This window comes from Nocardioides sp. YIM 152588, assembly GCF_040191335.1.
Classification (GTDB): Bacteria; Actinomycetota; Actinomycetes; order Propionibacteriales; family Nocardioidaceae; genus Nocardioides.
The window spans coordinates 1-18218 of the sequence record NZ_JBEGDJ010000047.1; the positions used below are offsets into that span (position 1 = coordinate 1).

Annotated in this window: 19 protein-coding genes; 9 read left to right on the plus strand and 10 right to left on the minus strand. The window is 73.8% G+C overall.

The features are described 5' to 3' along the window. Positions 1-186: 186 nt before the first annotated feature. The 3 genes from ABLM29_RS17670 to ABLM29_RS17680 all read right to left on the minus strand — a co-directional run bounded on the left by ABLM29_RS17670 (position 187) and on the right by ABLM29_RS17680 (position 3642). Positions 187-1089, minus strand: a complete 903-nt coding sequence (locus tag ABLM29_RS17670) for an HAD family hydrolase (RefSeq protein WP_349715724.1) — start codon at positions 1087-1089, stop codon at positions 187-189. Next, positions 1082-2362: a serine--tRNA ligase gene (gene serS / locus ABLM29_RS17675; RefSeq protein ID WP_349715726.1), complete on the minus strand. Its 1281-nt coding sequence runs from the start codon at positions 2360-2362 to the stop codon at positions 1082-1084. Before serS ends, ABLM29_RS17670 begins: the two co-directional genes overlap by 8 nt. Positions 2363-2643: 281 nt before the next feature. Then, complete coding sequence (locus ABLM29_RS17680; RefSeq protein ID WP_349715728.1) at positions 2644-3642, minus strand: aldo/keto reductase; 999 nt, start codon at positions 3640-3642, stop codon at positions 2644-2646. A 69-nt stretch (positions 3643-3711) separates the two neighbouring features. On the opposite strand from ABLM29_RS17680, the gene ABLM29_RS17685 reads away from it, so the two are divergent. Then, a complete protein-coding gene (locus ABLM29_RS17685) occupies positions 3712-5289 on the plus strand; it encodes a bifunctional phosphatase PAP2/diacylglycerol kinase family protein (RefSeq protein WP_349715730.1) in 1578 nt (525 codons plus the stop codon). Between the two features lie 167 nt (positions 5290-5456). On the opposite strand, the gene ABLM29_RS17690 is transcribed toward ABLM29_RS17685, so the two are convergent. Beyond that, positions 5457-5849, minus strand: a complete 393-nt coding sequence (locus ABLM29_RS17690; RefSeq protein ID WP_349715732.1) for a DUF4446 family protein — start codon at positions 5847-5849, stop codon at positions 5457-5459. A gap of 81 nt (positions 5850-5930) precedes the next feature. On the opposite strand from ABLM29_RS17690, the gene ABLM29_RS17695 reads away from it, so the two are divergent. From ABLM29_RS17695 to ABLM29_RS17705, 3 genes are all read left to right on the plus strand, one after another. Further along, on the plus strand, positions 5931-6761 hold the full coding sequence (locus ABLM29_RS17695; protein ID WP_349715733.1) for a prephenate dehydratase: 831 nt from the start codon (positions 5931-5933) through the stop codon (positions 6759-6761). 46 nt (positions 6762-6807) lie between these two features. After that, positions 6808-8037, plus strand: a complete 1230-nt coding sequence (locus ABLM29_RS17700) for an arginine deiminase (RefSeq protein ID WP_349715735.1) — start codon at positions 6808-6810, stop codon at positions 8035-8037. Between the two features lie 124 nt (positions 8038-8161). Beyond that, complete coding sequence (locus tag ABLM29_RS17705; protein WP_349715737.1) at positions 8162-8575, plus strand: Crp/Fnr family transcriptional regulator; 414 nt, start codon at positions 8162-8164, stop codon at positions 8573-8575. Positions 8576-8684: 109 nt separating this feature from the next. Here ABLM29_RS17705 and ABLM29_RS17710 read toward each other — a convergent pair whose 3' ends face one another. Both ABLM29_RS17710 and ABLM29_RS17715 read right to left on the minus strand, forming a co-directional pair. Beyond that, positions 8685-9623 carry a DUF5926 family protein gene (locus ABLM29_RS17710; RefSeq protein WP_349715739.1) on the minus strand — a complete coding sequence of 313 codons (939 nt, stop codon included), beginning with the start codon at positions 9621-9623 and terminating at the stop codon, positions 8685-8687. Between the two features lie 9 nt (positions 9624-9632). Further along, positions 9633-10430: a glycerophosphodiester phosphodiesterase gene (locus ABLM29_RS17715; RefSeq protein ID WP_349715741.1), complete on the minus strand. Its 798-nt coding sequence runs from the start codon at positions 10428-10430 to the stop codon at positions 9633-9635. A 100-nt stretch (positions 10431-10530) separates the two neighbouring features. On the opposite strand from ABLM29_RS17715, the gene ABLM29_RS17720 reads away from it, so the two are divergent. From ABLM29_RS17720 to ABLM29_RS17730, 3 genes are all read left to right on the plus strand, one after another. After that, positions 10531-10812 (plus strand): PspC domain-containing protein, encoded by a 282-nt coding sequence (locus tag ABLM29_RS17720; protein WP_349715743.1) that lies wholly within the window; start codon positions 10531-10533, stop codon positions 10810-10812. Between the two features lie 43 nt (positions 10813-10855). Beyond that, positions 10856-11665, plus strand: a complete 810-nt coding sequence (locus ABLM29_RS17725) for a putative protein N(5)-glutamine methyltransferase (protein WP_349715745.1) — start codon at positions 10856-10858, stop codon at positions 11663-11665. Positions 11666-11873: 208 nt separating this feature from the next. Then, the gene (locus tag ABLM29_RS17730) at positions 11874-13379 is read left to right on the plus strand and encodes a hypothetical protein (protein WP_349715746.1); all 1506 of its coding nucleotides are present in this window, start codon (positions 11874-11876) and stop codon (positions 13377-13379) included. Positions 13380-13519: 140 nt separating this feature from the next. Here the strand turns inward: ABLM29_RS17730 and ABLM29_RS17735 are convergent, their stop codons facing one another. Beyond that, complete coding sequence (locus ABLM29_RS17735; protein ID WP_349715748.1) at positions 13520-14716, minus strand: ATP-binding protein; 1197 nt, start codon at positions 14714-14716, stop codon at positions 13520-13522. A 110-nt stretch (positions 14717-14826) separates the two neighbouring features. Here ABLM29_RS17735 and ABLM29_RS17740 point away from each other — a divergent pair, with 110 nt between their 5' ends. Beyond that, positions 14827-15717 (plus strand): Fpg/Nei family DNA glycosylase, encoded by an 891-nt coding sequence (locus ABLM29_RS17740; RefSeq protein ID WP_349715750.1) that lies wholly within the window; start codon positions 14827-14829, stop codon positions 15715-15717. A 9-nt stretch (positions 15718-15726) separates the two neighbouring features. On the opposite strand, the gene ABLM29_RS17745 is transcribed toward ABLM29_RS17740, so the two are convergent. After that, positions 15727-16365: a DUF4396 domain-containing protein gene (locus ABLM29_RS17745; protein WP_349715753.1), complete on the minus strand. Its 639-nt coding sequence runs from the start codon at positions 16363-16365 to the stop codon at positions 15727-15729. A gap of 145 nt (positions 16366-16510) precedes the next feature. On the opposite strand from ABLM29_RS17745, the gene ABLM29_RS17750 reads away from it, so the two are divergent. Next, positions 16511-16852: a rhodanese-like domain-containing protein gene (locus tag ABLM29_RS17750; protein WP_349715754.1), complete on the plus strand. Its 342-nt coding sequence runs from the start codon at positions 16511-16513 to the stop codon at positions 16850-16852. A gap of 39 nt (positions 16853-16891) precedes the next feature. Here the strand turns inward: ABLM29_RS17750 and ABLM29_RS17755 are convergent, their stop codons facing one another. Then, positions 16892-17356 (minus strand): hypothetical protein, encoded by a 465-nt coding sequence (locus ABLM29_RS17755; protein ID WP_349715756.1) that lies wholly within the window; start codon positions 17354-17356, stop codon positions 16892-16894. 95 nt (positions 17357-17451) lie between these two features. Then, complete coding sequence (gene aat, locus ABLM29_RS17760) at positions 17452-18144, minus strand: leucyl/phenylalanyl-tRNA--protein transferase (RefSeq protein ID WP_349715757.1); 693 nt, start codon at positions 18142-18144, stop codon at positions 17452-17454. Positions 18145-18218 lie beyond the last annotated feature (74 nt).

An 18218-nucleotide genomic window follows, 5' to 3' on the forward strand; every position in this document is an offset into this window, starting at 1 on the left:
ACCTCTGGGCTTGAAGACGACGGCGTTGCCGGCGGCCAGCCCACCACGCCGACCTCCCGCGCGGCGCGCGGGTGCAGTTCGAGCAGATCGGCAGCACCGAGGAGATCCTGTTCGGTCCCTCCGCGGCCGCCGCCGCCCAGCGGCGCCGCCGGGAGCCCCGCGCGGGGCGCTGTCGGGGACCTGTGCTCACGCGCCCATCCCAGCAGACGAGCCGCCGCCGGACCCACCGGACGGCGGGAACCACCGGGAGATCTCCACCGCGGCGCCGTCGTCGTTGACCGGGTCGGTGACCGCGTCCGCGGTCTCCTTCACCTCGTCGACCGCCTGGCCCATCGCCACACCGCGGCCGGCCCAGCGCAGCATCTCCAGGTCGTTGCGGCCGTCGCCGATCGCCAGCACGTCGGCGGCGGGGACGCCGAGCTCGGCGGCGACGTACTCCAGCCCGGAGGCCTTGGAGACGCCGACCGGGGCCAGGTCGAGCCAGGCCGTCCAGCCGATCGCGTAGTCGGTGCCGTGCAGGCCGAGGCCCTCGGCGAGCGCCACGAACTCGTCGACGGTGGCCTTCGGGTCACGGATGATCACACGACTGACCGGGGCGGCGACCATGTCGTTGACGTCGGCGACGGTGGTGTTGCCGCCCAGCTCACCGTCCGGGAACGGCGCGGAGACGCGGTAGCCGACCCCCCGCTCCTCGACCGCGACCAGCGCCTCGGGGTGCCGCTCCAGCACCGCCCGGACGGCCGGCGCGGCGTCGAAGGTGACCTCGTGGACGACCTCCATCGGCGGGTAGCGGAAGACCACGGCTCCGTTCGAGGCGACGACCCACAGCTGCTCGCCGTGACCGTGGAGGTTGAGCATGTCCGCGACCTCGGTCATGTTGTGCGGCGCGCGCCCCGAGGCCAGTACGACGTGGCAGCCGGCGTCGAGCACCCGCTGGACCGCGTCGTGGACGGCCGGGGTGACCTCCTCGTGGCTGGCGCCCAGCCCTTCGATCCAGCGCAGCAGCGTGCCGTCGATGTCGAGGGCGACGATCTGGGGCCGCCAGCCGTCGGGGACCGGCGGCTTGGCCTGGGCGGCGACCTCAGCCATGGCTCGCCCCGACCGGCTCGAGGACCTCGAGCCCACCGAGGTAGGGGCGCAGCGCCGCGGGCACCCGCACCGAGCCGTCGGCCTGCTGGTGGGTCTCCAGGATCGCCACGATGGTGCGGGTGATCGCGGTCAGGGTGCCGTTGAGGGTGGCCACCGGGGTGGTCGGGCCCTCCTCGCCGCGGGTGCGGATGTCGAGGCGGCGAGCCTGGAACTCGGTGCAGTTCGACGTCGAGGTGAGCTCGCGGTACTTGCCCTGCGTGGGGATCCACGCCTCGCAGTCGAACTTCCGGATGGCGCTCAGGCCGAGGTCGCCAGCCGCGATGTCGACCACGCGGTAGGCCAGCTCGAGCTTGTCCAGGAACTCCTTCTCCCAGGCCAGCAGCCGCTCGTGCTCGGCGTAGGACTCCTCCGGCGTGGTGTAGACGAACATCTCCACCTTGTCGAACCAGTGCACCCGGATGATGCCCTTGGTGTCCTTGCCGTGCGAGCCGGCCTCCTTGCGGAAGCACGGGCTGAACGAGGCGTACCGCTTGGGCAGGGTGGCCGCGTCGAGGATCTCGTCGGAGTGGTACGCCGCCATCGGCACCTCCGAGGTGCCGACCAGGTAGAGGTCCTCGCCCTCGATCCGGTAGACGTCGTCGGCGGCCTGGCCGAGGAAGCCGGTGCCGTCCATCGCGCGCGGCTTGACCAGCGACGGCGCGATCACCTGGGTGAACCCGGCCTGGCGGGCCTGGTCCATCGCCATGTTCACCAGCGCCAGCTCCAGCTGCGCGCCGACGCCGGTGAGGAAGTAGAAGCGCGAGCCGGAGACCTTGGCGCCGCGCTCGAGGTCGATCGCGCCGAGGATCTTGCCGAGCTCGATGTGGTCGCGCGGCTCGAAGTCGAACTCGCGCGGGGTGCCGACGTGCTCGATCACGACGAAGTCGTCCTCGCCGCCGGCCGGGGTCTCGTCCGCGGCCAGGTTGGGGATGCCGCCGAGCGCGTCGGACCACTCGGCCTCGGCGGCGCCGCGGGCGGCCTCGGCGGCCTTCACGTCGGCGGCCAGGGTCTTGGTGCGGGCGAGCAGCTCCTGCTTCTCCTCACCGCTCGCCCTGGGGATCAGCGAGCCGAGCTGCTTCTGCTCGGCGCGCTTGGCCTCGAAGGTGGAGATCGCCTCACGGCGGGCGGCGTCGGCCGCCAGCGCCCGGTCCACCACGTCGTCGGAGAGACCCCGCTTGGCCTGGGCGGCGCGGACGCGGTCGGGCTCGTCACGGAGGATGCGCGGGTCGATCATGGGACGAGGCTATCCGGCGCCACCGCCTCCCCGCCGCGTCGGGGTTTCCGCGCCCGTCGCGGGCGGCACGGTGGCCGTGCCGAGCGGGGTTGGGACCCGGTCCTGTCTCTCCCCGACCCCCTGTCGCCGAAGAGTAAAGCGCCGTACCGTGCTGAACGGTTCCTCGGGGGACCACGACTCGACGACACCGAGCACCGCGACCGGCAACGGTCGGCGCCTCGGACCGAGGGTGGTCAATTCCCAACTGGGGGGTGGGGAATGCCCGACTCGACCTCGCCGGGTCAGAAGAGGGCGATCTTCTCCGGGGACGGGAAGATCGCCTCCAGCTCGGCCAGGTCCTCCTGGGTGGGAACCCAGGAGGACGCGGCCGCGTTGGCCGCCACCTGCTCGGGGCGGGTCGCGCCGGCGATCACACTGGCGACCGGCTCCTGCGCGAGCAGCCAGCCGATCGCCACCGAGACCTCGCCGACCCCGCGGGCGGCGGCGAACTCGCCGTAGGCCCGCAGCTGCGGCGACGTCGCCTGCTCCACGAGGTGCTGCCGGGTCAGCGACAGCCGCGATCCCTCGGGCGCGGTGCCGCCGGCGTACTTGCCGGTGAGCAGGCCGTTGGCGAGCGGGAAGTACGGCAGCACGCCCAGGCCCAGCTCGCGGCTGGCGGGCAGCACCTCGAGCTCGGCCCGGCGGTCCAGCAGGTTGTAGTGGTTCTGGCTGGAGACGAACCGCTCGGTGCCGAGCTCGCGCGCGACGTACTCGGCCTGCGCGATCTGCCAGCCGGACCGGTTGGAGTGGCCGAGGTAGAGGACCTTCCCCTCGGCGACGAGCTCGTCGAGGGCGGCCAGCGTCTCCTCGATCGGGGTCAGCGGGTCGGGCGTGTGGAACTGGTACAGGTCGATCCGGTCGGTGCCGAGCCGCCGCAGCGACGCCTCCACCGAGGTGCGGATGTAGTGGCGGGAGCCGCGGGCGCCGAAGTCGGTGCCGTTCGCGCCGCCCATGTCCATGCCGAACTTGGTCGCCACGACCGCCTCGTCCCGGCGGCGCCCGAGCGCCTTGCCGAGGCGCTCCTCGGCCAGGCCCGGGGTGGAGCCGTAGATGTCGGCGACGTCGAAGAGCGTGATGCCCGCGTCCAGGGCGGCGCCGACGACGCGGTCCGAGCCGCGCTGCGTCTCGGTGGCCGCACCGGGACGCCCGAGCACGTTGCAGCCGAGGCCGACGGCCGAGACGACGAGACCGGAGCGGCCCAGGCGGCGGAGCGGGACCGGGGCGGACGCGGTGTGGCTCATGCCACCGACGCTAGCGGTCTGCTTCGCCGAGAGGCCCGGCGGGACCCTCGCGTGGCCTATTCTCGCCGCGTGCTCGACCGACCCCGCCGGACTCCCTTGATCTGGGCCGTCGTCTGCCTCGCGGCGTTCACGGTCCTGGCGGTCGGCGTCACCTCCGAGTGGGCCTGGCTGGCCGACCTGGACGACCGCGGACAGCCCGCGAGCGCCTGGGCGATCGACGGCCCGGTGCTGCCGCACGTGCTCCGCGCCGTCGAGCTCGCCTTCACGGGCGTGGCCATGGCGGCGTACACGGTCGTCCTCGCCGGCGCGATGTGGTTCCGCGGGCACCGGCGGGCGGCCATCCTCATCGTCGCGGTGATGGCGGGCTGCGGGCTGGCGACCCGGCTGATCAAGATCGGCGTCGACCGCGGCCGGCCGGACTGGCAGGACCCGGACTTCTACCTGAGCAGCCCGGCGTTCCCCTCCGCGCACGCCTCCTCCGCCGCCGCGCTCGGCGGACTGCTGCTGGTGCTGATCACGATGCTGGTACGCCGTGCGGCGATCCGCCGCCTGCTCGACCTGGCCGTGGTGCTGGTCGTGCTCGCGGTCGCCGCGGACCGGGTGCTGCTGGGCCGCCACTACCCGACCGACGTGATCGGCGGGCTGCTGCTTGGCGCGGCCAGCGTGCTGCTGGGCCTGGCGCTCTACAGCCCGCTGCCGCGCAGCCACGCCCTCAAGGCCGAGCCGCTCGCCGAGCCGTTCGCGGCCGGCCGCCAGCTGGCCGTCGTGCTCAACCCGGTGAAGGTCGAGTCGGTCGAGCAGTTCCAGGCGATGGTCACCACCATGGCGCGGGGCGCCGGGTGGAACGACCCGGTCTGGTACTTCACCACCGTCGAGGACCCCGGCACCGGGCAGGCCGAGCAGGCCGCGATCGACGGCGCCGACCTGGTGGTCGTGTGCGGCGGCGACGGCACGGTGCGCGAGGTCTGCGCCGAGCTGGCCGGGACCGGCATCCCGGTCGGGATCATCCCCGCCGGCACCGGCAACCTGCTGGCCCGCAACCTCGACATCCCGCTCTTCATCCGGGCGGCGATCGACATCGCGCTGACCGGCCAGGACCGCGCGATCGACATGGTCGAGGTCTCCGGCGACGACCTGGAGCCGACCCACTTCATGGTGATGGCCGGGCTGGGCTTCGACGCCGCGATCATGGAGGGCGTCAACGAGGACATCAAGAAGAAGGTCGGCTGGCTGGCCTACGTCTTCTCCGGCCTCAAGGCCCTGATGTTCCCCGCGATGAGGCTGGAGGTCTCCGTCGACGACGGCCCGTTCACCAAGCACCGGGCGCGGACCTGCGTGATCGGCAACGTCGGCAGCCTCCAGGGCGGCATGGTGCTGCTGCCCGACGCCACCATCGACGACGGCCAGCTGGACGTCGTGCTGCTCTACCCGCGGCGGTTCTGGTCGTGGATCCCGCTGGTGCTGCGCGTGATCACCCGCCGCGAGTCCCGCGCCGGGGAGTCGGTGGCCCGGATGACCGGCCGCAAGGTGGTGGTCCGCGCCTCCGGCGACGTGCCGCGCCAGCTCGACGGCGACAGCGTCGGCGCGGGGCGCGAGCTCACGATGGAGTGCATCCACGGGCGGCTGCTGGTGCGCGTCCCGCGTTGAGGCGCCGAGTGGCCGAGTGGCCGCTCGGGCTCGCGGCGGGCTCGCGGCGGGCTCGCGGCGGGCTCGTGGCGGGCTCGTGGCGCGGCTCGTGTGCCTGACGACCCGGCATGCGGGTGTGTCAGGCACACGACCCACACCACCGGCGCCGTCAGATCACCCCCGAGACCTCACAGGCGGGCCATCCGGGCGTGGGCGACTGCCTCGCCCTCCTCGGGCGAGAGCTCCTGGTCGCTGCGCCAGCCCGCGATCGACTTGGCGTAGGTCCGGGCCTCGTTGCGACCGCGGATCGAGGTGAGCACGACGCCGTCGCCGCCGTCGTCGAGCAGCGCCAGCGACCAGGAGAGCCGCCCGCCCATCTCCTCGAAGGCGTCGTAGCGGACCACGGCCAGGTGGCGCAGCGCCCCGGCCGCCTCCTCCCTCAGCGCGGCGACCTCGGCCCGCAGGCCGGGCACGTCCTGGGGCAGGTCCGCGCCCGCGGGCCGGCGGCGGCGACCCGCCACGGCCACGACGAGGGCGGCGGCGGCCAGCACGACCGCGACGCCGGAGAGCAGCAGTTCCATGGCGGCGAGGGTAGTTCGCGGACCGTCCCACGCCGGGCCGACCCGCCCGGCGCCGCGTCCGCGACCACTAACCTGAGGCGCATGCAGCGCATCGCCTACCAGGGAGAGCCCGGCGCCAACTCCCACCTCGTCTGCAAGCAGGCCTACCCGGACGCCGAGCCGCTCCCGCGCGCGTCGTTCGAGGAGGCGTTCGCCGCGGTGACCGGCGGCGACGCGGACCTGGCGATGATCCCGATCGACAACTCGATCGCCGGCCGGGTCGCCGACATCCACCACTTCCTGCCCGACTCGGGGCTGCACATCATCGGCGAGCACTTCCTGCGCATCCAGTTCATGCTGATGGCCACACCGGGGGCGACGACGGAGACGATCCGGACCGTGCACAGCCACGTGCACGCGCTCGGCCAGTGCCGCAAGGTGATCCGCGAGCTCGGGCTGACCCCGCAGATCTCGGGCGACACCGCGGGCGCCGCGCGCGAGGTGGCCGAGGCGAAGGACACCAGCCAGGCAGCGATCGCCCCGCCGCTGGCGGCCGAGATCTACGGCCTGGAGATCCTCCGCGAGGACGTCGAGGACGAGGAGCACAACACCACCCGGTTCGTGGTGCTCTCCCGCGACTTCGTGGTCCCGCCGGCCAACAACGGCCCGGTCGTCACGACCTTCGTCTTCAACGTCCGCAACATCCCGGCCGCGCTCTACAAGGCGCTCGGCGGCTTCGCGACCAACGGCATCAACATGACCAAGCTGGAGAGCTACATGGTCGGCGGGCAGTTCGCGGCCACCCAGTTCCTCGCCGAGGTCGACGGCCACCCCGACGACCCGCCGCTGGCCCGCGCGCTGGAGGAGCTCACGTTCTTCACCACCGACGTGAAGGTGCTCGGCGTCTACCCTGCCGCCCCGTTCCGCGCGTAGCCGCCCTCCCCGCACGCCGGGTCGACGAGCCGCATAGGCTCGAGCCATGGCGTACGACGTGGGCGTGGACAGCGAGGTCGGGCGACTCAGGACGGTGATGCTCCACCGGCCCGGGGCCGAGCTCAAGCGGCTGACCCCGCGCAACAACGACCGGCTGCTCTTCGACGGCATCCCGTGGGTGGCGCACGCCCAGGAGGAGCACGACGCCTTCGCGCAGGCGCTGCGCGACCGCGACGTCGAGGTGCTCTACCTGACCGAGCTGCTCACCCAGACCCTCCACGACCCCGACGCCCGCCGGGTCGCGATCGACACGACGCTGGCCGGGCGCGGCGGCCTCGACCTGGGCGACGCGCTGCGCCGCTACCTGGAGGACCTGCTCGAGGACGCGACCCCGGAGGAGCTGACCGGCCACCTCACCGCGGGCATCCGCAACGACGAGATCCGCACCTCGCTGCCGGGCTCGCTGGTGACCACGATGATGCCGGCGGACTGGTTCGTGATCGACCCGCTGCCCAACCTGCTGTTCACCCGCGACTCGTCGGTGTGGCTCGCCGACCGCGTCGCCGTGACCTCGCTGGCCATGCCCGCCCGGCGCCGCGAGACGCAGCTGACCGACCTGATCTACCGGTTCCACCCCCGCTTCGCCCACGCCCAGCGCGTCCACGGCCACGGCCTGGAGCACGTCGAGGGCGGCGACGTGCTGCTGCTGGCACCCGGCGTGGTCGCCGTCGGGGTCGGCGAGCGGACCACCCCCGCGGGGGCCGAGCGGCTCGCCCGCCACCTCTTCGAGGACGGGCTGGCGCACTCGGTGCTCGTGGTCCCGATCGCCCAGGAGCGGGCCACGATGCACCTGGACACGGTGGCGACGATGGTCGACACCGACAAGATCCTGATGTACCCCAACGTGGCGGACACCCTGACGGCGTACACGTTGACGGAGACCGACCGCGCCGACGACGGCGCGCTGCGGCTGAGCGTCACCGAGCCGGAGCCGTTCCTGGTGGCGGCCGCGAAGGCGATGCGGATCGACACGCTGCACCACCTCGACACCGGCCTGGACCCGGTGACGGCGGAGCGGGAGCAGTGGGACGACGGCAACAACACCCTCGCGCTGGCTCCGCGGCTGGCGGTCGCCTACGAGCGCAACGACGGCACGAACGCCCGCCTGGAGGAGGCCGGGATCGAGGTGATCCGGATCGCCGGGTCCGAGCTCGGCTCGGGCCGCGGCGGTCCGCGCTGCATGAGCTGCCCGATCCTGCGCGACTCCCTGGCCTGACCCCCGCTGTGGTCGGGGTCATGCCCGGCCGGGCGTGACCCCCGGCCCCGCACGACCGTTGAACCGGGTGTCAGCGTCGACGCGCGTCCGCGCCCGGCGGGCGGAACGGAAGTGGAGGCACCCCATGACCACGTTCTTCGAGCACTTCACGCCGAAGGAGATCGCTCGGATCAGCGGCGTCGGGCGGCGGGTGAAGCTGCCGCAGGGCTGGTCGCCGATCTGGGAGGACACCCCGGCGGACAAGGCGTACATCATCCTCGACGGCACCGCCTCGGTCCGCCGCGAGGGCGTGGAGATCGCGCAGCTGGGTCCCGGCGACATCGTCGGCGAGGCCGCGATCGTGGGCAACAAGCTGCGCAACGCCAGCGTGGTCGCGCTGACGCCCCTGGAGACCATCCACCTGACCGACGAGACGCTCCGCGAGCTCGACGCCGAGTGGCCGTCGTTCCACGACGCCCTCGTCGCGGTCGCCCAGTCCCGGGCACCCCAGCCCCAGGCACCCCAGCCCCAGGCACCCCAGTCCCCCAGCGGTCAGTGACAGGCAGCGACCGACACTGATCCGTCGGTGGGCGCGCGCGGACAGGGCGCGCGTCCACCCGGGCGTGTCCCGGGGCGGCTACGGGCGCCCCGGGCCACGTTGCCCGGCGTCAGCGGATGGTGACCTGACGGTTCGCCAGGCCGCTGCGCGCGGAGCGCTCCTCCGGCGTCAGGTCGGAGTCGTCGGCCAGCGCGGCGTCGAGCTTCTCCTTGAAGGTGGCGGCGGCCTCCTCCAGGGGCTCGGGGCCGGTGCCGACCGGCAGGTCCCAGACCGGCGCCAGGAGGCCGTGGGCGCGGAACATGCCGACCAGCCTCGCGTCGGGGACGATCACGTCGTCGCCCCTGACGTGCAGCCGCGCGAGCGCGGTGAGCAGGGTGTCCTCGGGCTCCGGCATCACCCAGCGCAGGTGCTCCTTGGCGCCCATCCGGGTCCAGTACGCCGCGGTCACCTCGGTGAGCCGGGCGGTCGGCGCCGCGGCCCCCTCGGCCTGCTCCAGGGCCGCAGCCAGCTCGCTGGACTCCTCCATGTCCTCGACCCAGTACTCGAAGCCCTCGCGCACGCTGACCTCGAGCGGACCGTCGACGACGACGTCCTGCAGGCGCGGGCCGGGGCCCGGGGGATCGGTCAGGCCGATGACGCCCGCCTCGGAGTCGAGCGCCTTGATCAGCGCCGCGGCGAGGTCGCGGGACGGGTCGCCGAACCCGTGCTGGACCTGCAGTCCGAGCCAGATCTCGCCGCTGTCGCGGACCATCGCCGGCGCCGCGGCGGGGAGCAGGGTGCAGAGCTTGACCGTGCGGCCGCCGTACTCCTCGGTCAGGGTCAGCGGCACCGTGGCGGCCGGCACCAGCTCGCGCAGCGCCACCAGGTCGCACTCGGAGGCGAGCCCCTCGAAGGGGCGCTTCACGAAGACCTGGCCGCCGCCCGGCGCGCCGTGGCAGGCCTTGTAGCGCTTGCCCGAGCCGCAGGGGCAGGGCTGGCGCGGGCCGACCTCACCCGGGGCGGACCCGGCGGTGGACGCGGAGGACTTGGTGCGGGAACGCTTGGCCATGGCGCCAACCTACTTCGCGCGCCCCTCCCGCCTGTCGAGCAGGTCGAGCATGTAGCCCGGGCGGTCGGTGATCACCGCGGTGGCGCCCGCGTCCAGGCAGAGCTGGAGGTCGGACTCCTTGTTGACGACCCACACGTGCAGCTCGCGTCCGGTACGACGCATGCTGGCCACCACCTTCGGGTGGTCGCGCAGCAGGTTGATGCCGGGGCCGAGCTGCCAGTCGGGGCCGATCATGCGGCGCAGCATCGACCAGTAGTTGGCCTTGTCGACGAGCTGGACCAGCTTGATCTCCGGCGCCAGCCGCTCGACGCGCTGCAGCGCGGTGAAGGAGAAGCTCATCACCCGGACCGGGGCGCCGGCGCGGTCCCAGCCGAAGTCGCGCAGCACCTCGACGAGGCGGCGCTCGACCAGGCCGCCGTACCGGGTGGGGTGCTTGGTCTCGATCGCCACCTCGATCGGGCGGTCGTAGTCGGCGACCGTCTCCAGCAGCCGGCGCAGGGTGAGGACGCCGTCCATCGAGTGGTCGCGCTCGGGCGCCTCGTCGTCCATGTCCGACCAGGGGTTCTTCCACGAGGCGAAGTCGAGCTCCGAGAGCTCGGCGAGGTCCATCGTCGAGACCAGACCGCGGCTGGCGGCGGTCCGGCGCAGGGTCCGGTCGTGCACGCAGACCAGGTGGCCGTCGGCGGTCAGCCGGACGTCGCACTCCAGCCCCTCGGCGCCGGCGTCGAGCGCTGCGACGTACGCGCCGAGGGTGTGCTCGGCCAGCTCGTGACTGGCGCCCCGGTGGGCGACGACCTGCGGCCGCATGGCCCGATTGTGGCAGCCCCGGCCCGTCAGGGGCGGACCAGGGGCGACTCAGGGCAGCCCCCCGATGTGTCGCGCCCGTTCGCGAGGCAGGCTTGAGGACATGAGCAACCCGTACTCCGAACCCCAGCCCAACGAATCCACCACCCACGAGCCGGGCGCCTACCCCGGCCCCTCCTACCAGGCCCCGCCGCCGGGCCGTGGCAAGCGACTCACCCGCAGCCGGACCGACAAGATGCTCGGCGGCGTGTGCGGCGGCGTCGCGGCGTACCTCGACGTCGACGCCACCATCGTCCGGCTGCTGATGGTCGCGGCGATCATCTTCACCGGCGGCGCGGCGCTGCTGCTGTACATCGCCGGCTGGCTGCTGATGCCGTACGAGTGAGCGCGCCCCGCTCGAACCCACCGGGCCGCCGTAGCCTGGAGCGGTGACCGACCCCGCACCTCCCGACGAGGATGCGCTGGTGTCGGCGCTCCGGGCGGCCGGCTGCGTCTTCGCCGAGGAGGAGGCCGCCCACCTGCGTGCCGCCGCGGCCGGTGACCCGGCCCTGCTCGGCTCCCTCCTCGACCGCCGCGTCGCCGGCGAGCCCCTCGAGCACGTCGTCGGCTGGGTCGACTTCGACGGCCACCGGCTCGCCCTCGACCCCGGCGTCTTCATCCCCCGCCGCCGCTCGACCTGGCTGGTCGAGCTCGCGGCCGCCGCCCTCCCCGACCCCGGCGGCGTGCTGGTCGACCTGGGCTGCGGCTCGGGCGCCCTGGCCGCCGCCGTGGCGCACCGGCTCCCCACGGCGCGGATCTACGCCGTCGACGTGTCCGCCGCCGCGGTCGCGTGCGCCGCGCGGAACCTGGACCCCCTGCCGAACGAGACGACCGTGCTGCGCGGTGACCTGTTCGAGCCGCTGCCGCCACACCTGCGCGGAACGGTCGACGTGGTGGTCGCGAACCTGCCGTACGTGCCGAGCGCGGCCCGCGCGCTGATGCCCGCCGAGTCGCGGGTGCACGAGCCGCCCGGCACCACCGACGGCGGGCCCGACGGCCTGGACCCGGTACGGCGCGCGGCGGGCGCCGTGGGCGCGTGGCTGCGTCCCGGCGGCACGCTGCTGGTCGAGACCGGCGCGGAGCACACGGGCCAGGCGGGCGCGGCCGTCGCGGTCCTCGCCGGGGCGGGGCTGCGCGCGGCCGTGCGGCACGACCCGGACCGGGAGGCCACCGCGGTGGCCGGCACGGCCCGGGCCTGAGCGCCCGCTTGCTGACCGGCACTCTGTCCCAGTGCCGGTCAGCGCTGACCTTCCGCGGGCGTCTGCACCGGTCCGTCCCCACAACTGGACCAGACCGCCCCGCGTCGGTCGGCCAACAAGGATCACACCCGTCACAGGCATCGACAGTGTTGTCCCGACTGTCCCCCCTCCTGGGACAACCGTCGGGGGTCTCCCTCATCATGATCGCGTGCCCCGACCACCGCTCGAGATCGACGACCGGAGCCCGCTCGACGGGTCCCGGATCGACCTCGCCGCGCGCATCGGCTGGCTGCTGCGCGCGTGGCGGACCGAGCGGGGCCTGAGCCTGCGGGCACTGCAGTCCGAGCTGGCCGCGCACGGCTCCTCGACCTCGGTCACCGCGCTGTCGCGGGTGGAGGTCAGCGGCGAGCGCAACGGCCTGCTGGTGCACGGCTACGAGCGCGGCCTGGGGCTGCCCTACGGCGCGCTGCGGGCGCCGATCGACGTCCTCTGCCGCACCTACGAGTACCGGCCGGCCGACGTCGCGCCCGTCCTGCCCCCCGACGACCTCGGCGCGTTCACCCGGGCGTGCGAGGCGGTCGGGGGTGCCACTGCGCCGCCGACCGGCTCGGACTGGATGCGGTTCGCGGAGTTCCACGCCGACAGCCGCTACGGGCTGCCGGCGAGCCAGATGGAGCCCCTGGTGGATCGCCTCGTCGGCGAGCTGGCGCGGTCCGTCGGCACCGGCTACCAGCAGCGGTACGACGCGCTGGCGCGGCTGCGCTGCGGCCGCTACGGCGACGTCGTGCTCGACGTGGCCCGCGCGGCCATCGCCCGACCCGGCGCGCAACGGCTCTCGGACCTGATGAGCGCGGTCTGCGAGTGGCCCTCGCCCGAGGTGCTCTCCTGGTGCGCGAGCCTCCTCGACGACGAGTGCTACGTGGTCGCCCGGGCCGCCTGCCTCGGGCTGCAGAACCTGCGGATGGTCGGCGGCATCACCGACGACCAGTGGGTCGCCGTCGCGCCGCGGGTCGCCTCGGCGGCCGCCCTGGTCGCCGACGAGCCGGTCCGGGGACCGGTGCTCAGCAGCACGCTCGCCGCCTCCCCGCCCGCACTGCGCGCGGCGGTGCCGCCGTCGGTGCGCGCGGCGCTGCCCGATCCGCCGCGCCCGCAGCGCTGGACCCGCAACCGGCTCAACGGCCACTACAACGCCGCCGCCGCGCTGGCCGCGGAGGTCACCGGCGGCCGGCCGGGGGAGACCCTGCTGACGCGGCTGATCTTCGAGGCCCTCTACGACTTCCGTGCCACCCATGCCGTGACGTCCAGCTACCTGATCGCCGCCTCGCCCTTCGCCCCGGCACTGGTCTCCGCGCTGGCCCGGCTCGCCGCGACCGACACGGACCCCCTGACCCGGCAGCGGCTGGCCGACACGTTCGGCAACCTGATGCTGCCCCTGGACGCCGTCGACCACCTGCCGCTGCTCGCCTCCGAGGACCCCGACCGCGTCGACCTCGGCCTGCGGATGGCGGCGCTGGCCGGCACGGTGCCGGCCTCCCGCCAGCTGCGGCACCTGCTGACCGACACCCGGACCGCCGAGAACGCGATGATGGCCGCGGGCCTCGCGGGCGACCCGTCCCTCTCCCGGTACGCCGAGGACGGCGGCCTCTCCGAGGACGTCCGGTCCGCCGCCCGCTGGTGGCTGGCGACCGGGCCGCGGATCGTCGACCCGGCCTGAGCGGCCCACGCGCCGAGTCGGCAGGAACTTTCTGCCGACTCGCGGTGCCCGACCGGGGTCGTGTGCCCCAGGCATCGGGATACCGGGGTCTCAGGCACACGACCCGCCACAGGGCCCGGGCACCGGCCGCACCCGTGCGATCAGCCCTGACTGCGCAGGTACCGCCCGAAGTGCGGCACCGTGAACGCGATCCGCCCCCGCTCGCCGGAGTAGATGAGCCCCTTCTTGAGCAGGTTGTCGCGCGCCGGCGAGAGCGACTGGGGCTTCTTGCCGAGCACCACCGCCACGTCGGAGGTGGCGACCGAGCCGACCGGGTCGTCGGCGGTCTCGCCGGCGGCGTCGGCCATCGCCCGCAGGTAGTCCCGCTCGCCGGGCGTCGCGCGCTCGTACCGCGAGCCGAAGAAGCCGACCGCCAGCTCCCGCTCGGCCTCGGGGGCGGCGACCGCGACGTCGTCGCCGGTGATCGGCGAGCGCGGGGCGAGGTCCCACACGGTCTTGCCGTAGGCCTGGATGAAGTACGGGTAGCCGCCGGTCGCCTCGTACATCGCCGCGAGCGCGTCCTCGGCGAAGCAGGCGTCCTCGTCCTCCGCGGGGGCGCTCAGCGCGCGGTCGGCGGCCTCCCGGGAGAGCCGGTCGATCCGCTGGTAGGAGAAGAGCCGCTCGGAGTAGGACTTGCTGGCGCTGAGGACGGCCGGCAGGTGCGGCAGCCCGGCGCCGACCACGATCACCGGCAGCCCGTTCTGGGACAGCTCGTGGCAGGCGGCGCAGAGCGCGGAGATGTCGTCGGGGCCGAGGTCCTGCATCTCGTCGATGAAGACCGCGACGCCCTTGCCGACGTCCGCGGCGAGCCCGCCGACGTCGGTGAGCAGCTCGACCAGGTCGATCTCGATGTCGCCGGAGTCGGCCCGGCCCCGTACGGCGGCGACGTCGATGCCCGGGCTCCACCGGTCCTTCAGCTTGGCGTCCGACCCCGCCTCGCGGTGCACGAAGGACCGGATCACGCCGAGCACGTGGTCGGCCTCGTCGGGCTCCGGGTGGCCGAGCTCGCGGACGGCCTGGTGCAGCGCCGAGGAGAGCGGCCGGCGCAGCGACTGGTCGGGGCGCGCCTCGAGCTTGCCGGTCCCCCAGCCCTTGCGGACCGCCGCCGAGCGCAGCGCGTTGAGGAGCACCGTCTTGCCGACCCCGCGCAGCCCGGTCAGCACGAGGCTCCGCTCCGGCCGGCCGCGGGCGACCCGCTCCAGCACCACGTCGAAGGCGGCGAGCTGCTCGTCGCGGCCCGCCAGCTCGGGCGGCCGCTGGCCGGCGCCCGGGGCGTAGGGGTTCCGGATCGGGTCCACGATCGGACGGTATCGAGGTGTCTAGGAGATTCCTTAGAGATCCGTAGCGTGTCGCATCGACGCCTCGAAACGCGGCGCCGCCGGTCGCACCGGTCCCCTAGGCTGGCGGCGTGCCCGAGCTGCCCGAGGTGGAGGCGCTGGCCCAGGACCTGGCCGGCCGCCTCGATGGCCGCGCGATCACGAAGGTCCACGTGCCGCAGTTCAGCGCGCTGAAGACCTACGACCCGCCGCTCTCCGCGATCGAGGGGACGCTGGTCGACGGTGTCCGGCGGCACGGGAAGTTCCTCGACATCGAGGCCAGCGGGCTGCACCTGGTGCTGCACCTGGCCCGCGCCGGCTGGGTGCGGTGGAAGGACGAGGTGCCCGCGCTGCCGCCGAAGCCGAGCAGCAAGTCGACGCTGGCGGTCCGGGTGGTCCTCTCCCCCGGCCCCGACGACGCCGGCGACGCCACCCCCGGCCTGGACATCACCGAGGCCGGCACCAAGAAGTCGCTGGCCTGCTACCTGGTGCGCGACCCCCTCGACGTACCGGGGATCGCCTCGCTCGGACCGGACCCGCTCGCCGACGCGTTCACCCGCGAGGCGCTCGCGGAGATCCTGGCCGCCGAGGGGCGCAAGCAGCTCAAGGGGGTGCTCCGCCACCAGGGCACCATCGCCGGGATCGGCAACGCCTACTCCGACGAGATCCTGCACGCCGCCCGGATGAGCCCCTTCAAGCCGGCCGACGGGCTGACCGACGACGAGCTGACGGTGCTGTACGACGCCATCCGCACCACCCTCGGCGACGCCGTCGAGCGCTCCCGCGGGCTGGCCGCCAGCGAGCTCAAGGCGGAGAAGAAGTCGCACCTGGCCGTCCACGGCCGGACCGGCCAGCAGTGCCCGGTCTGCGGCGACGTGGTCCGCGAGGTCTCGTTCGCCGACTCCAGCCTGCAGTACTGCGCCACGTGTCAGACCGGCGGGAAGCCGCTGGCGGACCGGCGGATGAGCAAGCTGCTCAAGTAGCTCCGGCCCCTACATCCCGCCCCAGCCCGCGTGGTCGGCGAGGGAGACCAGCAGCCCGCCGAGCATGAACGCCGCCAGCACCGCGACCAGCGCGCCGGTGGAGAAGGCGGGGATCCGGCGGCGCCAGCCCTCGGTGACCGCGTCCGCGCCGTGGTACTCGTGCGTCAGCGCGTGGCCCTTGCCGCGGCCGAGCAGGTAGAGGTTGACCGGGTACGCGGCGGCGAAGGCGGCCACCAGCGCGAGCATCATGCTGAGCCAGAAGACGACGTTGACGAGGCCCGCGTCCATCGCGCCGGGGATCACCGCGACCACCGCGTTGTCGACCAGCTCCATGGTGGCGATCGAGAACGTGTCGGCGGCCAGCACGACGCTCAGCGCGGTGCCGACGGCCAGGCCCGCCCTGAGCAGCGGCAGCGTGGAGAGCGTGTAGCCGAAGAAGAAGGCGAGGGCGATCGAGATCGCGATCGTCCAGCCGTTGGCGAGGCCGGCCGCGGTACCGATCACCAGGCCGACGATCTCGCCGATCGCGCACCCGGTCAGGCAGTGGAGGGTCGCGGAGGCCGCCATCCGGGGGGTCGCGCCGTGCTCGCCGTGGTGGTCCATGTGCTGCCCGTGGTCGGTGTGCTGCTCGTGCGTTGCTTCCATCATCGCCGTCCTCGACGTCGGAGTGGGTGCTGACACCCCATCGAACAGATACCCCCCAGGGGTATATTCCCGATTGGTCCGACACGCTCGACGTGTCCCAGTCTGGTGACCGCCGCCATCAGGCACGCCTACCCACGAGAGGTTCCCGATGAACGTCCCCACCGTCCCGATCGACGCCGTCCCCGACCCGCTCCCCGAGGGGCTGGCGGTGCTCGACGTGCGCGAGGACCACGAGTGGGCGGCCGGGCACATCGACGGCGCGCTGCACATCCCGCTGATGGACCTGCCCGCGCGCCTGGACGAGGTCGCGGCGCTGGACGCGGTCCAGACGCTCGTGGTCTGCAAGGTCGGCGGACGCAGCGCGCAGGCGACGGCGTACCTGGCCCACCAGGGCTACGAGGCGGTCAACCTCGCCGGCGGGATGCTCGACTGGCACGCCGCCGGTCGGCCGATGGTCGCGGAGACCGGCGCGACGGCGTACGTCGGGTGATTCCAGGCTGAGTCCCGCCCCGGGCAGCGACCCCGGCGGTCACTCGATCCCGAGGTCGGTCGGCAGGTCCGTCGGCAGGTCGTCGAGGTCCAGGCCGCCGCACGCCTTGACCTGGTACTCGGTGTAGGCCCTGACCTTCGCGGCATCGGCCTCGGAGAGGTCGATGTCGAAGGGGTCGTCGGCCGCGGCGGTGTCCACCTTCTCCAGGTCCTCGGCGGTGACGTCCTTCGCCGCCTCGACCTGGATCTGGAAGCCCTCGCGCGCGTCGTCCGGGATGTCGTCGGGCGTGCCGACCTCCTCGAGCCTCTCCGCGTAGTCGTGGATCGCCTTCGCGAAGCCCTCGTAGTCGCCCTCCTCGATGCCGAACACCCACGACTGGTCGTTGGCGACCTCGCAGAACTCGTCCGTCGAGGCGTCCGTCGGCGAAGCTCCGCAGGCGGAGAGCGCCACGGCCAGTGCGGCGGCGGAGGTCGCGGCGATCAGGGGGCGCGGGAAGCGGTTCATCGGGCTCCTTGGGGGCGGGACCGGGGACTCGCCCGGCGCTGGGACAGTACTGACCGCGCGCCCCGGACGGAACGACCCGTCCACTCATCGGCGCGTCACCAGGCCGGTGGCGGGACCTCCAGCAGGGCCGGCAGCGCGGCCAGGTAGGAGGACCGGGTCCGCTCGACCACCCCCAGCGAGGCGAGGTGCTCGGTGGACCACTGCACGTCGATGAGCCGGTGGCCGGCGGCCCCGTGCTCGTCGGCCGCGAGGAGCTCGACGAGCCCGACCAGCGCGACCTTCGAGGCGTCCCGCTCCCGGTGGAACATCGACTCCCCCGCGAAGAGGCCGCCGATGCCGATCCCGTAGAGCCCGCCGGCCAGCCGACCCTCGCGCCACACCTCGACCGAGTGGGCCCAGCCGAGGCGGTGCAGCTCGGCGTACGCCTGCTTGATCCGGCGGTCGATCCAGCCGTGCGGGCGCCCGGGGTCGGCGCAGCCGTCGACGACCTCGTCGAAGGCCGCGTCGACCGTGACCTCGAAGTCGCGGCGGCTGCGGCGAAGCGACCGGGAGACGTGCAGCCGGTCCAGCGGCAGCACCCCGCGGCGGGCGGGGCTCCACCAGCCGATCGTGCGCCGGTCCTCGGGCATCGGGAACAGCCCGGCCCGGTAGGCCGCCAGCACCGTGCCCGGCTCCAGGTCGGCGCCGAGCGCGATCAGGTCGCCGTCGTCCTCGGGCAGCGCGGCCAGCTCCTCCAGCGTCGGCAGCACCCAGCGGCTGGGTGGCGGCTCGACGGCGGGACGGGACACATCTTGAACGGTACGACGCTCAGGCCCCGCGGTGGTGGTCGTGTGCCCCAGACATCGCCTGGACGAGTCCTCAG